Raw genomic sequence first — 14,707 nt, 5'->3', positions numbered from 1 at the left:
ATGCTGGGCAAGCTCGACTCGTCGGCCATTCCCTTCGATCAACCCATCCCGCTCGTCGCGGCTCTCGGCGTCTTTCTGGCAGGGGTCGCCGTGCTTGGATGGATAACGGTGAAGGGCTACTGGCCCTATCTGTGGAACGAGTGGATAAGCTCGGTCGACCACAAGCGCATCGGCGTGATGTACATTGTGCTGGCGATGCTCATGCTTCTGCGTGGCTTCATCGATGCCATCATGATGCGCACGCAACAGGTGCTGGCGATCCACGGGCCGGGCTACCTGCCGCCGGAGCATTACGACCAGATCTTTTCCGCGCACGGCACGATTATGATCTTCTTCGCGGCGATGCCTTTCATGATCGGCCTGATGAATTTCGCCGTACCGCTGCAGCTTGGCATACGCGATGTAGCCTTTCCGACACTCAATTCCGTCAGCTTCTGGCTGACGGCTTCCGGAGCCCTGCTGGTCAACATCTCGCTTGTCATCGGTGAGTTCGCGCGCACCGGCTGGCTGCCCTATGCCCCCTTGTCGGAGACCACCTACTCGCCGGGCGTCGGTGTCGATTACTATCTGTGGTCGATCCAGATCTCCGGCGTCGGCACGCTGCTTACCGGCGTCAACCTGGTGACGACCATCCTAAAGATGCGTGCGCCTGGTATGGGCTACCTGCGAATGCCGATGTTCTGCTGGACCTCGCTCGCGTCCAACCTGCTCATCGTCGCAGCCTTCCCGATCCTCACCGCCACGCTGGCGATGCTGACGCTGGACCGCTATCTCGGCTTCCATTTCTTCACCAACGAAGCCGGCGGAAATCAGATGATGTTCGTCAACCTGATCTGGGCCTGGGGCCATCCCGAGGTCTACATTCTGGTGCTTCCCGCCTTCGGCATCTTCTCCGAGGTCTTCTCGACATTCTCGTCAAAGCCGCTGTTCGGATACCGTTCGATGGTCGCGGCCACGATGTTCATCTGCATCGTCTCGTTCATGGTCTGGCTGCATCATTTCTTCACCATGGGCGCCGGAGCAGACGTCAACGCCGCCTTCGGCATCGCCACGTCGGTCATCGCCGTCGGCACCGGGGTGAAGATCTACAACTGGCTCTTCACCATGTATGGCGGGCGCATCCGCTTCGACACGCCGATGCTTTGGGCGCTGGGCTTCGTGACCACCTTCACCGTCGGCGGCATGACCGGCGTTCTGCTTGCCGTTCCACCGGCCGACTTCGTGCTGCACAACTCCCTTTTCCTCGTCGCGCATTTCCACAACGTCATCATTTCGGGCGTGCTGTTCGGCGCGTTCGCCGGCTTCACCTACTGGTTTCCCAAGGCGTTCGGATTCCGCTTGCACGAAGGCTGGGGCAAGGCCGCATTCTGGGTCACCTTGGCCGGCTACATGCTGGTCTTCGTGCCGCTCTATATCGTCGGTCTGCTCGGCATGACGCGGCGCCTGCAGCATATCGACATGGATCTTTGGGCGCCATGGCTGGTGGTGGCCGTGTTCGGCGTGCTGGTGATGATCGCCGGCGCCGCACTGCAGATCATGCAACTCGCCGTTTCGATCCGACATCGCGACAAGCTTCGCGATGAGACAGGCGACCCATGGGACGGGCGTTCACTGGAATGGTCGACGTCTTCCCCTCCCCCCGTTTTCAACTACGCGCGGCTGCCTTACGTCGAGGATGAAGAGCCCTACTGGCGCATCAAGCAACGGGCAAGGGAGGAGAAGAGGCCCGGTGCGGAGGAAGGATACGAGCCTATCGAGATGCCGCGCAACAGCCCGACAGGCTTCGTCACCGCCTTCTTCAGCACGCTGATCGGGTTCGCGCTGATCTGGCACATATGGTGGCTGGCGATCGTCGGCTTCATCGGCGCCTACGCGACCTTCGTCGTCTTCGCCTGGCGCGATCATGGGGATTATGAGATTCCCGCCGAAGAGGTCGCGCGCATCGACGATGACCACAAGGCCGCACAGTCAGCCCGGCTGCGGCGCTGGGAGCGGCCGGCATGAGCGATCACGCGCTACCCGGCGACTTCAGCGCGGGCACCCAGGCCCGAGACCCCTATCGGCTTGGTCAGGGCGGCCGACACGGCGTGCGCTCCGCGACCGGCCACGGTGAAGGCGGCCCGGCCTCGAAATTCGTCACCGTGGCATATGGCTTCTGGATCTTTCTGCTGTCCGACATCATCATATTCTCGGCCTTCTTCGCGGCGTATGCCGTGCTTGCCAAGGCGACCGCCGGCGGACCGACCGGCAAGGATTTGTTCGAGCCCACCCGCGTTGCGGTGCAGACGGGCCTTCTGCTCACGTCGAGCTTCACCGGTGGCCTGGCGACACTCGCGACCCATCGCAGATCGATGGCTGCCACGCAGGCCTGGCTGCTCGTCACCGGATTGCTCGGGGCAGCCTTCCTGTTTCTGGAGGTACAGGAATTCGCGGCGATGATCGGCGAGCAGGCGGGGCCTTCGCGCAGCGCATTTCTATCAGCCTTCTTTGCGCTCGTTGGCTGCCACGGCACCCATGTCGGGCTGGGGCTGCTCTGGCTGGGCACAATGATGGCGCAGCTATGGGTCAAGGGTTTTCGGTCGGATATTTTGCGGCGGCTCCACTGCTTCGGGCTTTTCTGGCACGCACTCGACATCATCTGGGTCGCCATCTTCACCCTGGTCTATCTGTTGGGAGCATCGCCATGACCGACACCGAGAGCAGGCCCGGCGAGATGCAGGACCGCCGCGATTCCGCACCGGGCGAGGAACGTATAACCGAGCACGAAGTGGCTGGAGGGCTGTTGGGCTATGTGATCGGCTACGGCCTGGCCATCCTGCTCACGATCGCGTCATTCCTGGCGGCTCAAACCGATCTGATTTACCAGCCGGCGGTGATTTCGGCCCTGGTGGTGCTCGCTGTTGCGCAGATGGGTGTGCATCTAGTCTTTTTTCTGCACCTGACCACCGGGCCGGACAACACCAACAACATCCTGGCCTTGGCCTTCGGCGTGCTGATCGTTGCGCTGGTGGTCCTGGGCTCGGTTTGGATCATGGCCCACCTGAACGAGAACATGGCCGCCATGACGGCCCATCAAGCCGGAACGATGCCTTAAACCTCGCCCTGCTAGTCTTGGCTGAGGTGATATGAAGCTGGTACATTGTACCGCCGGGGTGGAGATAAAAGGCTCGTCAGACCTCGTGCTTTGGCTGAACTGCACGTATGGCATCTAGCGCCAAGCGAACGGCATCGATGCCTGAGACGCGGGGCTCGATCCGCCTGAAAATCACGCGGCCGTTTCGGTACTCCAGGCCCAACACCTTCCTGTCCCGCCAGCGTGACGCCAGAGGCTTGTTGCGCAAGGTGATCGCGACGGCTTCGGGCCCAACATCAACTTTGCCGACACCCAGTTCCGACGCTGCTATCCGCAACCTGGTAAGTTCCAGCAGAACGGTCACTTCGCCAGGCATGTCACCAAAGCGGTCCTCGAGCTCCTCGCTGAATGCATCAAGGTCCAAGTCAGAACGAATACGAGAGAGCCGCGCATAGAGGCCAACACGGACAGTAGGCTCGTTTACATAGCTTTCGGGAAAAGCCCCTTTTGCAGGCACGTTGATGTTGGCAAGTTGCCTGTTGGGGTCGGCCCCTTCTCCAGCCGCCGAGACCGCCCGCTCCAGCAAGTGCTCGTAGAGGCCCACTCCGATCAGTTTCATATGCCCAGCCTGATCTTCGCCGAAGAGATCGCCGGCGCCGCGCAGGTCGAGGTCCCTTTGACTGATTGCCAGGCCGGAGCCAAGCCGATCGAGCGCAAGCATTGTCGAAAGCCGGGCCCTGGTGCCGTCGGCCAGCTCAACGCCAGGTTCCGTCAGAAGAAACGCAGCCGCTTGCATCGCTCCTCTACCGACCCGACCCCGTAGCTGGTGCAACTGCGCCAGACCGAACCGGTCCGGGCGCCAGACAATGATGGTGTTGGCTCGAGGTACATCGAGCCCACTCTCGATGATGTCGGTGCTCAACAAAATGTCGCCATCACCGTCAGCGAATCCGACCATGACTTCGTCCAGCTGCCTCCCTTTCATTTCACCGTGCGCCGTCATGACGCCGAGTTCCGGCACCAGCCTGTTCAGCTGGTCAGAGACCGGGCCAATGTCCTCGATGCGAGGAACCACGAAGAAACTCTGTCCACCCCTGTGAAATTCACGCAAGAGGGCCGCGCGCACCGATGCTGGATCGAACGCTGCCAGGATCGTGCGGACGGGACGTCTTTTGGCGGGCGGAGAGTTTAGAACGCTGACATCCTGGATGCCCGACAGCGCCGATTGCAGCGTCCGCGGTATCGGGGTGGCGCTCATGCTCAGCGTGTGAAGGCAGGGCGCCATGTTCCGCAGGGCCAGCTTCAACTTGACGCCGAACCGGTGCTCCTCGTCAATCACCAGCAGTCCAAGATTGGCGAAAGTGACGCTCCTGGACGCCAAGGCCTGAGTACCCACGACGATCGTAACCTGGCCGCTCCGCAGGCCCTCCTTTGCCGCTTTTGCCTTTGCTGCCCCGACCATCCTTGACAGGTGGGCGACCTGCAGGCCCGTTCCTGCGAAACGGCGGCTGAACGTCTCATAGTGCTGTCGTGCCAACACGGTTGTCGGCGCTATGACCGCAACCTGTTTCCCGCAGAGGGCGGCGGCGGCGCAAGCACGCAAAGCCACCTCTGTCTTGCCGAAGCCAACATCACCGCAGACGAGCCGGTTCATTGTTCTCCCCGAGGAAAGGTCGTCGAGCACAGCGCGGATGGCGGCGGCCTGGTCAGGAGTCTCGGTATAGGGAAATTTCGCCGCAAAACGGGCCAAGTCCGCGCGGGAGGGCTTGATGATCTCGGCGGGCTGGCTGGACCTCATCTCGGCAAGGCCCACCAGGCGCTTGGCCAGCCTGTCGATCTCGCGCAACGCAGCCTCGCGTCGCTTGGGCCAGCCCTCGCCGTTGAGGCGATCGAGCGACACTGCCTCCGGTTCCGAGCCGTAGCGCCATATTTTCCCAAAGTCGTCGACCGGAACCAGCAAGGAAGCCCCGCCATGATATTCCAGCCTGACAACATCCTGGTGCTGACCAGCCAAGTCGACCTGTTCGACCGCCGCGAGCACGCCCAGGCCATGGTCTTCATGGACGACGACGTCGCCGATGCGCAACTCGGGTTCGAGTATGCTTGCGGCCATGCCGGCATCCGCCTTCAACGCAGGGCCAAACAGGTCGGCTGCGGCGACCATCGCGATACCGGATTGCGCGTCGACAAACCCTTCATCGAGGACGAAGCCAGCCTTGAGAAGAGAGCCTCTCGCGGCGGAAAGTATTTGCGGTAAGTCGACCGCTTCCTCAGCCCGCCGGCCTAGCTTTCTATTGAGCAGGCGATCTGCTCGCTGCAGTTCAGAGGCATCGCCGGTCAACACCACCCTGGCCCCGGCGCTTGTCTGCCTTGTCACGAATTCAGCGATTTCGTACCCGGGCCGGGCCTGGCGAAAGAATTTGGGAACTCGCTCGGCAGAAACGGCAAGTCTCGTGGAGCGGTTGCACATGGAAGCATCCCACTCTTCACGCGACAGGTAAAATTGTTCCGGCAAAGGTTTCTCGCGCCCGGCAGCCTCCTGCCTGGCACGGCGTGCATCCTCGATCAGGTCCAGAATTTTGTCGAGCGGCTGCCCGTCGATCCCTTCAAGGAAGGAGATCGAGGCGCTCGACGCACTGTCGAAGACAGATGGCATCGCGCCAAATAATGCGACCAGGCGCTCTTCCATCGACGTCGCGCGCATCGCTGTCAGCTCAGGATGATCACCAGCTTTAAACATCAGCTCGGATGCCGGTCCGACAGCAATCGAGTCTCGAACCTGGTCGCTGAGCTGACTGATCGGATCGTAGGTTTTGAGCTCTCGAATGCAGCTGTCTGGGCCAAGGACGACGCGAACGGGGTCCTCCGCGCCAGCGGGGAAGATGTCCATGAGATCGCCCCGAAAAGCTATTTCACCCGGTTCGTCGACCCTCTCGTCGACGACATAGCCAAAAGCTTCGGACCTTGTTCTGAAATCATCCCGGTCGAACTTTTGTCCCACCTCCAGAATTGCGAAACCGCCAGCAATGACCTGGGCGGGCGGCACCCGCTGCAGACTGGCTTCGATCGACATTACAGCGATGCGCGCACGATCGGGCTTCGTTGCCATGTGACACAACGCACGAAGCCTCCGCCCCATATTGGCGCGTGTGGGCCACACCCTGTCGTAAGGCAGGCAATCCCAGGACGGCAGCAAGATGATCTCCGCGTGCGGCAGGAACTGACGCAAAGCCCCGACGATCTCGTCGGCGCTGCGTTCCGAGGCAGTTATATGGATAATGTGCTTGTGCCGGCTGGCCTCCAGCCCACCGGCCAGCGCTGCCGCGATAGCTGAAGATGGCGGGACGCCGTGCTCTATCGTAAACCCGCTGTCATCCGTGTGATCGATTTGTTCGACATCCGTCCGCGAAATATGCCTGTTCACTGAAATCTCACCTTGTCCCCAGAAGAACGTCAGCACAGCGACCCCGTTCCTGGCGGCGCGCATTAAAGTGTTCCAGGACGGGGCAGCCGGTGCGGCGTTGATGCATTGCTTCCTAGCTGCCCTAAGAACTGGCGGCTGTGAATCACGCTCGACGCCGGCAGAACGCTCTGTGCGTCGGGCCATGCCGCGCGGTGGCCCGTCCGCCGGAGTTAGTATGTGCACATGCTGAATTGCCGAAATGTCGATAACCACGCGAGGGATTGTCGAGAAAGCTGTTCGAGTTCGTCCTCGTCCGTTATCCCAGCTTGGTAGTAAGCCAGGATGCGCGATGCACTCCGTTCTCTCTTGGTTTCGGTCTCGTTTTTTGGGGTTGCTGCGCGCCAAAACGCGGCTCAGTACGGCCAGCTCTGATGGGGTGAAGGCGTCTCTATGCTTGCATCAACTCCGCGCCGCCCGCCTCGGGTGGGGAGCCGAGGCGGGCTGAAGCTGTGGGGATCCAGCTTCCGATGCCGGGCAACAGGCGATTGTGCAAGAGGGATTGTCCGGCGCGGCCCAACGCAGGATGGACAGAATGTTCCGGGAGTTTTGGTGAGGCGAAAATAATTGGCCAAGAGCCAGAAGCACGGCGCAGGATACGGCATGTAAGACTTGCCGGCGTGCGATCCAGTCAGCAGCTCGGGCCAAGATCCGAATCCTGGATGTGAGTTTCTGGACCTTGCTGAGCATTTAAGAGTTGAGGTACGGCCGTTATGATCTGCGGCAGAAAGAAGGGCTTGGTGATCATATTATGCTGTTGGGAACACCTTCGGCTCCCCAGTGTACCTCGCTATCGCCGCTGATACGCTGCCGCGATCGATTGACGTCCTGAGGTCGCCTTGGACAACGCCAAGACGGGCTTGGTGCTTCGACAGCCAAGTGCCAGACGATGAGGACGATTGCAGGCCTACAGCAGCCGCGCGAATGGTTTCTCGCTGTAAGCTCGTGTTGGGTTGGTACGCTGCGGCGGCTTGCCGGCGCGGTCGCTTTGATCAAGCTTCCTGCTGATCTTCAGAAGCCTGCTGGATTTGGGTCATCACCTTTCGGGGATCGACATTCTCTGCCAGTTGCCGCAGCTCTTTGTCGGCCGGGGTGGAGACATTCAGACGCACCGCCAAGGCAGCCACCATCTCGATCAGCCGCGTGGTTTCATGTTCGTTAAGGAGGCTGATCTGCAAATCCAGTTCCGCTCGGCGCTCGCTGTGTTCGGCCATTCTGTTCTGATTGATCAGCACGAAGGTAGACAGGAAGATTGCCTCGACGGAAGCGACCATGGCCAGGATCACGAAAGTTGGGTCCCAAGCTGGGATGGCTGGCATCGCGCCTAGGTTTGCAAGGATCCAGGCCACGAGGATTGCGAGATGCAGATAGACGAAAGTCATGCTCCCCGCGAAGCGCGAAATAGCGCCGGCAATCCGCACCTGAACGCTTTGGTGCTCCTCCTGTTGTCGCCTGTGCTCGACCAGTGCCTCTATGTTCTGGTGGAGCACCGAATGCATGTTGGCTGGACGTTGGTCGCTCATTTGGAAAGCTCGTTTGAACGACGATCTGGTGCAAGCGGCGTCACTTGTCGCCCGCCTGGAACATTTGCGGAGCCGGACCTGGCTTGAACTCGTCGGCACGCAGCTTACGTCGCTGCCGACGGTTCGATTGGGAAAGGGCGTGCCGTGCTGAAATCGTGTGCACCATACCGACTACTGCCTGCGGGGCGCTCTGATGAACCATATGGCCAGCGCCCGGAATCACCTCGAGGAGAGACCCACCAACTTCGCCATGCAGGCGCCGTGCATTCCGTTCCGCATCGAACAACCGGTCTCCAGATCCCGCCAGGATGCCGGTCGGTACGGAAATGTCCTTATAGCTGGCCTTCTCCGACAGGGCCGCGGCCAGCATAGATGCTGACTCCGAACAAACCGCCCCCAGTTGGGAAGGGCGGCTGGCGGCATCCTTGGCGGATGCGGCGAAGTCGCTGGCGATCATAGCGGGTCGAAATATCTTTTCCATTGCCCAAGGCCAGGCAAGCCTCACAAGCAGCGGCAACAAGGTGTGGCGAAACCCCGTTCCGATCACCGGCAATGCCGGGAGTGCGGCCAGTGCAAGATCCAGCCGCGGTGGCGGATAGTAATAGCCTGAGACAAGCACAATGCCAGCGACCGATGAAGGATGCCTGCGCGCCAACTCGAGGGCGATCCAGGCTCCCCAGGAATGTCCAAGCACGAGATATTTCTTAATACCCAATCTGCCGGCGGCGGCATGTATGAGGTCGGCTTGGTCGCAAGCGGACCAGCGCCGGGTGCGCGAACGTGAGCTTCGCCCAAAGCCGGGACGGTCAAATGCGAGCACCCGGTAGGTCTTTGCCGCCTCATCGAAGACGCCGCTCGACTTGAAATCCTCCGCCATGGATCCATGCAGGAGAAGCAGCGGCATGCCGGTTCCGGCTTCGATAAAATGCAGGCGCAGACCATCAATTGCCATCATACGTCCGCATGTCAGGCTGGCGATCGCACGTTTGGCGCGGATGGCGTTGTATCCCGCTAGTGCCGCTAATGCAGCGACGGACAATCCGGCCGCTAGTTTCGCCCCGTCTCTGTCCAACGCCATGCGCGTGCCTCAGAAGCTGTCTGCGTGACCCAACCTTCGAGGTCACAGCTTGTTCCGCCAGACCCTGTGCCTGGCGCGGAAGGCTTTTCAACGTCTGGCGATCGCCATGGCCGCGATCTTGCAATGATCCATGCTTGCGTCCCGAGGAGATGCTCTCCGGGATAAACGATCGTTCCATCATCGCGCACACAGCGCCTGGCGTCAGGCTGGCCTCCTCAGCATGACCGGCCCCAAGAGTATGCATGACGCGTTCGCCTTCTCCAGCAGGTAGTCGGAAATAATGCGGCGGTGGCACCGCCAGCAGACGGCTTCCGCGCACATGATTGGGCAGCGATGCCGGCTGCTAAGCTCTCGCAGTTCCGCCAAGCCTTTGGCGAACGGCTCCGCCGGTGAGTGCTGTCTGCTAACGTGGCTCTCTTTGGAAAAGTAAGCCCGCTGCCTGGGCGGGGGGCTTGGGGTTAGGCAGCGGGCTTCGTAGGCGATTAGGGGTTCAGAACCCACGCAAACGATGCTCTCAGAGTGTTAACGAGACCTTAACGAAGCTCGGAGCGTTTTACCAATCTTGGCGACCTGTGGATAACCCTCGCAGTTACGCGTTCAATGACAGAGTTGAGGTCGACGGCTTCGCGGTCATGCTGTTCTTCGACAGGTTCCGCCTGCATGTTCGGATCACCATCCATCTCATCCAGAAGGGCTATCATGTGCTCGATCGTCGCCTCGACCCGGCACCGGAAGAAGGCGCTCATTGCTCGCTCCATTCGATGTGGACTGTACCGCCGAGTTCTCGTATTCCGCGCACAATGGCATTGTAGTCGACAAAGCCTCGGGCGCCCCTCCAGTTTTTGTGACGGAAGTAGCGCTTTGACCTCGCAAATTCGTCAAGTTCGGCCATGGTTACGTTTCGTCGCGAACATTTCGATCGAAGTTCGTCGAGTAAAGCAAACCAGTAGGCTTGTAGCGAACTTTAGGGCGGGAAAGACCCAGGGCGCTGCCTCGGCAGCATAATTTCTTGAGGCTGTGGTCAGGAAACGCGGCGCAAAGCTCTGACGCACTTGCTGTCCGATCGAGTCTCCGAAACAATGCATCACTTCTTGCCGTCCAGATACGGCGCCTCTTAGCTATGTCTAGTGTCTGGCATCGTGTCGCCAGGGCGGCTTGGGTGCGATGTGGCAACGCCTTGCGCATGGCCTTGTAGTCTGGATAGAGCGAGCGGCATATTTCTGTCTCCGCCTCGGTCCACAGTGGCCAGCCGCCGTTGCCGATGCCGGTTCTCTGCATACGCTGTGAATGACGCTGTCCCTGGACCGCATACTTGGTAAGCTCAGCAAGGTGCATCTCATGTCCTTTCATCCATTGATGCCCGCCCAGGTGAACCGTGATCCCTGCTGCCAATCCAACCAGGATAATTTTGCCGCGTTCCCCGATACACCCGTTGTTCAATTGAATTGCTGTGTATTATTCCGCTGTTGTCTTTAGGATGAGAGCCATGCCCCTATCATCCTTCGCCAAAGAACTGGAGAACGCCGCCGATAGCATCGCCGACATGTCGCGAGGGGATCTTCAGATCATGCTTCGGCGCGCTGCGTTGATGCTCCGGAACGTCGCCGGCCTCCCGCTAGAGCCAGCAACACAGGACGCACTGAACTCCATTGCCGCTGAAATGAAAATCGGCCGGTCGGAGCTCATTCAGATCGTCTTGCGTGAGTGGCTGGAAACGAATGCTTATCTACCAGTCCGGATGATTGACGAGGAAAGCGAGACCGACGGGAGCGCTTAGCAACATGGCTCGCAAGGGAATGGCCCGCAGAAAAAGGCCCGTCCCTAAGGACGGGCCAAATACGTTTCGGGAACAATGCCTAGAGCGGTTATTCTCAGCCGCCCATCTTCTTGGCCATGGCACAGAAATCAGCGTGCGACTTGTTGAGCGTGGTGTCGCCGCAGTCTTTCAGCACCGCCTTTTGTTCATCCGGTTTCATGGACATCCATGCGGTCTTGAAATCCGCTTCCGACCTCAAGGTTTTCATGCCGGCATCCGTGAAGAAAGGTGACATCTTTGCAGGATCATCGAGCGCGGAAGTGGTGCTGCTGCCAGCCAGCGCTGAGCCCGTCATCACTGCGAGCGCCATCGCGCCCATCGTAAGCATTTTGATGCTCATTTTTACCTCCGTTAGTTCTACACGCGCAAAATCGCGTGACCTGGGGAAAAAACGTCGGCGTCTGAACTCTGTTCCCGCATCTCGCCGATTCCGCATCGGCAGCCGTCTGACCGCGCTGATGTCGTGGCCGGTGCAGTGAGCAGTCCATCGTGCGGCGACGGACCACTGCGGCCAGCCTAAAGTGCGATCGGCGAACGCGGGCCCATTAACCACCTTCCTGGATAGATCGGACCCCAATGGGGATGCGGGGAGTTTACCTTGCATGGAAAATCACAAGCACAGATTCTATTGTCATATTGAGCGCGACGGATTGTGGGGAGTTTGGGATTGCGTCGCCAACAGGCCGGCAAGGTTGGGCGGTGGCGACGTTCGCGGTTGCACTGCCCAACGGGCTGAAGCTGCGGAACACGTCCTCACGAGAATTTACGACGGCGGACTTGATGCCGTCGCTATCCGCATCGCTGGCATTGTCAGTTCTGCGGGTTCGGCCTGATCGATCCCCGGCAGCCAGGCGCTTACCCAGCCTTAGGGGGGCAGCACCGGTCCAGTGGTGTTCCACCGGATGAACTCGACCTCTTTCCCGGTGACGTCCCGCACGGCCTTCAATAGCACCTCGTGCAGGACGCGCGTCTGCCTGTAGTGGTCGCAATGTGGTGATATGAACGGCTTGATGATGCTTAGGTGCAGCGCTTCCGCTGCCACCAGGAAGCGCTCGATTTCAGCCTGTGATAACTGCTTTGAGGGTTTTGACCTAGCCATTGCGACACCTTTTGAGAGTCGCCCCACCTGAGGACAATATTCCTACCGCGACCGTTCAGTGTAAAGGCTCAAACGTCGAAAAGGTCGTTTGGTCCCACGCCAATTTCGTCAATGATGTCCGGCGTGTTGTTTCGCGGGCTTCCGACCTTCCTGTCGATCGGCCACATCTTCATCAGCTCCGAAGGATATGGCTTCATGAGGTCGCGTGGATCCAGTTCCGGTCCGAGCCAGCGCATGTAATCGGCAGGCGCCAGAATAACCGGCATCCGATCATGGATCGTCGCCATCAACGTATTGGGCTCGCAGGTGACGACAGCGAAGGTCCGGATCAACTCGCCGGTCGCCTTGTCGGCATATTCTTCCCATACTCCAGCCATGGCAAAAGGCTCGTCCTCCGTCATCGCGATAGCGTAAGGCTGCTTTTTCGTGCCCGAACCATCGAGCTTTTGCCATTCGAAATAGCCGTCGACGGGCACCAGGCAACGGCGCGCGGCGTATGCTTTTCGGAACATGCCGTTGCTGGCAATCGTCTCGCACCGCGCATTGACAGGCGGTGGCCGCCCGCCGCCATCGCGCGCCCAGCCGGGAACCAGCCCCCACTTCGCAGAAAGGAAACCGGCCATGCTCGTGGAAAGCTCTTCACGTACAATGATTGGATAGGTCAGGCTGGGCGCGCCATTCCAGACCGGGAACCCGTTGCCCGCTCAACGTCGCCAGGGTGCGCGAACTCGAAGCGCCGCACCATGTCCGGGATGGTCGATTTTACAAAAACGCGTCCACACATTCAGGTCGTCTCATTGACAAGGATCGAGGCCCGCCCAAGATGGGAACGGAGTGAGAACGTATCAAGGTTGTGGTGATGCCGAAGAAGCCAAAGGACGTAATGCTGCCAGCGGTCTCGGGCGTCACAATCGAAATCGATGACCGCGATAATCCCGAGGTCTGCCTTGTCGGGCTATTGACTGCCGAGGGGAAGCGATCCTTCACCCTGAGCGAAAACGGCGCTCGGATGATGGTGAAGGCGTTGCACTCATTTCTCGATCTCCTCGACGGATCTACGTCCGAGACAAAGCCCAAAGGCCCCGCCAACTGAGAACGCAGATATGGTCAATCCGCCCAAGCGACAGGACGATTATCAGGACCGAGCCATCGACTGCCAGGAGGCCATGGAGCCAGGCTTTCAGGTGATTGTCGATTGCATGCTGGAGGCGGGATGGACGCGAGGCGAGACATTGCGGGCGCTGAAACGGCTCATAGCGGCCGACAATATGGCTCAGAAAGAGAACGCCAGGCTGGAAACGCAACTCGCAATTGCGCGGGCCATGTTGCGCGCTGGAAAGCCGATTTAAGGTCTGTTGACCTGTTGGGCGTCCCTTGGCCAATGCGTCGATTGCCACCGGGTGCATAAACTCTTGCACCGACCTGGGAGGAACATGCGTCCGCAGTCGAAGTTCGGAATGCGCTTGGTAAGGAAATCTCCTTGAAACAGCCAAGCAAGGCCCGCCGCTGGCTTCGAGACCCGGTGGCGGGCCACCCGCGATGAATCTTTTTCGTAGGGCTGGAACCTGTTTCTGAGATCGAAGTTGGAAATGTGCTTGGTTGAGATTCCCCTCCTCAAATCCAAGCTCTGGTGCAAGTGCAAGGCCCGCCGCTGTAATTGTGTCCTCAGCGGCGGGCTTACTTCGTCAGGCGCTCCACGGTCTCAATGATCGCCTTGGCCAATGCCTCGCCTTCATAGATCGGGCTCTGGGCCATAGTAGCCCGTCACCCATTCCTCGCTAGGCAGCACGCCGGCACGGCATACCTGCTCGATGGCCATTCGGACGAGCTTCAAGGCTGCACGCTGATCGACTGCCACAGGGGAGTTGGGTTCGACGTTCACATGGTGGAGCGGCCGGGGCGTCATGCCTTAGCCTCGCGGATCGCCCGCAAAGTCGCATGGCGTAGCTTGTCCTCGCGCTTAAGGGTCTTCACTCGTCCGACAAGGCCAGGTTTGATCCATTCAGCGTCGGGCTTGTCCGCGCCTTTCGGGGGCGTGCCTTTCCCCTCCTGCACCTTGGCCCACAGGCGTTCTCGCATGGCTTTGGTCAGCGCGATGTGAGCCGATCCGACGTAGCGGCGTTCCGCATCGCGGGTTGCCATCAAAGCGAGTGGTGCCGATCCCGGTTTTAGCTGCACGCCTGCCACTTCAAAGTCGACTTCCTCGTAGCATTTGGTTTTCAGCCACGCTTCGGTGTCGCCTGACCGATAAACGCTATCAGGCCGCTTCGACACCATGCCCTCCAGGCCCATGCGATCAACCGCAGCGTAGAAGTCGGCCCCGCCGCCATGCACATGGTGACTGTACTGGATCACGCCTTTGGCAGGCCCGACGAGTTCGAGCAGCTTTTCCCGACGTTCCAGCAGAGGTGCTGGGCGCAGGTTGACCCCGTCCAGGTGCAGTAGATCGAAGGCGACGAAGATAATCCGATCCGGCGCCCATCGCATCGCGGACCGCACTTTGGGCACTAGGCCCACCCTCGTGCCCAGATTGGTCGGCACGGTTCTGTCACCGTCGCTTGGTATCTGACCGTGTCGACCACCATCCTGTGGCGTGCCAACCCCGCCCGCCAGGCCGGCGTCCATCTCCGAAGCACCCCGCCAAAGGGCGCCGGCCAC

Annotated in this window: 14 protein-coding genes and 1 pseudogene; 6 read left to right on the top strand and 9 right to left on the bottom strand. The window is 60.1% G+C overall.

All coding sequences use genetic code 11. The features are described from left to right. Genes cyoB through cyoD form a run of 3 tightly spaced genes read left to right on the top strand, consistent with a single transcriptional unit; the run spans nucleotide 1 to nucleotide 3,094 of the window. Nucleotides 1–2,004: a cytochrome o ubiquinol oxidase subunit I gene (gene cyoB, locus MESCI_RS31475; protein WP_164920119.1), complete on the top strand. Its 2,004-nt coding sequence runs from the start codon at nucleotides 1–3 to the stop codon at nucleotides 2,002–2,004. Continuing rightward, the gene (locus tag MESCI_RS31470; protein ID WP_013525253.1) at nucleotides 2,001–2,687 is read left to right on the top strand and encodes a cytochrome (ubi)quinol oxidase subunit III; all 687 of its coding nucleotides are present in this window, start codon (nucleotides 2,001–2,003) and stop codon (nucleotides 2,685–2,687) included. Before cyoB ends, MESCI_RS31470 begins: the two co-directional genes overlap by 4 nt. Next, nucleotides 2,684–3,094, top strand: coding sequence for a cytochrome o ubiquinol oxidase subunit IV (cyoD, locus tag MESCI_RS31465; RefSeq protein ID WP_013525252.1), 411 nt, complete (start codon nucleotides 2,684–2,686; stop codon nucleotides 3,092–3,094). Before MESCI_RS31470 ends, cyoD begins: the two co-directional genes overlap by 4 nt. 76 nt (nucleotides 3,095–3,170) lie before the next feature. Here cyoD and MESCI_RS31460 read toward each other — a convergent pair whose 3' ends face one another. The 5 genes from MESCI_RS31460 to MESCI_RS31435 all read right to left on the bottom strand — a co-directional run bounded on the left by MESCI_RS31460 (nucleotide 3,171) and on the right by MESCI_RS31435 (nucleotide 9,880). Beyond that, on the bottom strand, nucleotides 3,171–6,560 hold the full coding sequence (locus tag MESCI_RS31460) for a DEAD/DEAH box helicase (protein ID WP_013525251.1): 3,390 nt from the start codon (nucleotides 6,558–6,560) through the stop codon (nucleotides 3,171–3,173). A gap of 965 nt (nucleotides 6,561–7,525) precedes the next feature. Next, on the bottom strand, nucleotides 7,526–8,056 hold the full coding sequence (locus MESCI_RS31450) for a DUF1003 domain-containing protein (RefSeq protein ID WP_013525250.1): 531 nt from the start codon (nucleotides 8,054–8,056) through the stop codon (nucleotides 7,526–7,528). Between the two features lie 40 nt (nucleotides 8,057–8,096). After that, nucleotides 8,097–9,134, bottom strand: a complete 1,038-nt coding sequence (locus tag MESCI_RS31445; protein WP_013525249.1) for an alpha/beta fold hydrolase — start codon at nucleotides 9,132–9,134, stop codon at nucleotides 8,097–8,099. Between the two features lie 201 nt (nucleotides 9,135–9,335). Next, nucleotides 9,336–9,635 carry a DUF488 domain-containing protein gene (locus tag MESCI_RS32980; protein ID WP_245265410.1) on the bottom strand — a complete coding sequence of 100 codons (300 nt, stop codon included), beginning with the start codon at nucleotides 9,633–9,635 and terminating at the stop codon, nucleotides 9,336–9,338. Between the two features lie 32 nt (nucleotides 9,636–9,667). Beyond that, the gene (locus MESCI_RS31435; RefSeq protein ID WP_013525248.1) at nucleotides 9,668–9,880 is read right to left on the bottom strand and encodes a hypothetical protein; all 213 of its coding nucleotides are present in this window, start codon (nucleotides 9,878–9,880) and stop codon (nucleotides 9,668–9,670) included. 740 nt (nucleotides 9,881–10,620) lie between these two features. Between MESCI_RS31435 and MESCI_RS31430 the strand changes: the two genes are divergently transcribed. Then, nucleotides 10,621–10,911, top strand: a complete 291-nt coding sequence (locus MESCI_RS31430; RefSeq protein WP_013525247.1) for a hypothetical protein — start codon at nucleotides 10,621–10,623, stop codon at nucleotides 10,909–10,911. Nucleotides 10,912–11,005: 94 nt separating this feature from the next. Here MESCI_RS31430 and MESCI_RS31425 read toward each other — a convergent pair whose 3' ends face one another. The 3 genes and pseudogenes from MESCI_RS31425 to MESCI_RS31415 form a co-directional block, all read right to left on the bottom strand. Continuing rightward, nucleotides 11,006–11,290, bottom strand: coding sequence for a hypothetical protein (locus MESCI_RS31425; RefSeq protein ID WP_013525246.1), 285 nt, complete (start codon nucleotides 11,288–11,290; stop codon nucleotides 11,006–11,008). Between the two features lie 525 nt (nucleotides 11,291–11,815). After that, on the bottom strand, nucleotides 11,816–12,049 hold the full coding sequence (locus MESCI_RS31420; protein WP_013525245.1) for a hypothetical protein: 234 nt from the start codon (nucleotides 12,047–12,049) through the stop codon (nucleotides 11,816–11,818). A gap of 68 nt (nucleotides 12,050–12,117) precedes the next feature. Continuing rightward, nucleotides 12,118–12,833 (bottom strand): annotated as a pseudogene (locus MESCI_RS31415) (SOS response-associated peptidase). A 75-nt stretch (nucleotides 12,834–12,908) separates the two neighbouring features. Here MESCI_RS31415 and MESCI_RS31410 point away from each other — a divergent pair. Together MESCI_RS31410 and MESCI_RS33240 are read left to right on the top strand one after the other, a co-directional pair. Beyond that, nucleotides 12,909–13,142, top strand: coding sequence for a hypothetical protein (locus MESCI_RS31410; RefSeq protein ID WP_013525244.1), 234 nt, complete (start codon nucleotides 12,909–12,911; stop codon nucleotides 13,140–13,142). Between the two features lie 10 nt (nucleotides 13,143–13,152). Then, complete coding sequence (locus tag MESCI_RS33240) at nucleotides 13,153–13,398, top strand: hypothetical protein (RefSeq protein ID WP_013525243.1); 246 nt, start codon at nucleotides 13,153–13,155, stop codon at nucleotides 13,396–13,398. 553 nt (nucleotides 13,399–13,951) lie between these two features. Here MESCI_RS33240 and MESCI_RS31395 read toward each other — a convergent pair. Further along, nucleotides 13,952–14,674 (bottom strand): ATP-dependent DNA ligase, encoded by a 723-nt coding sequence (locus MESCI_RS31395; RefSeq protein ID WP_164920102.1) that lies wholly within the window; start codon nucleotides 14,672–14,674, stop codon nucleotides 13,952–13,954. Nucleotides 14,675–14,707: the final 33 nt, after the last annotated feature.

Origin of the sequence: Mesorhizobium ciceri biovar biserrulae WSM1271 (genome assembly GCF_000185905.1) — a bacterium.
Classification (GTDB): Bacteria; Pseudomonadota; Alphaproteobacteria; order Rhizobiales; family Rhizobiaceae; genus Mesorhizobium; species Mesorhizobium ciceri.
Note: the sequence above shows the minus strand (reverse complement) of the source record. Positions and strands in the feature narration are given on the sequence as shown.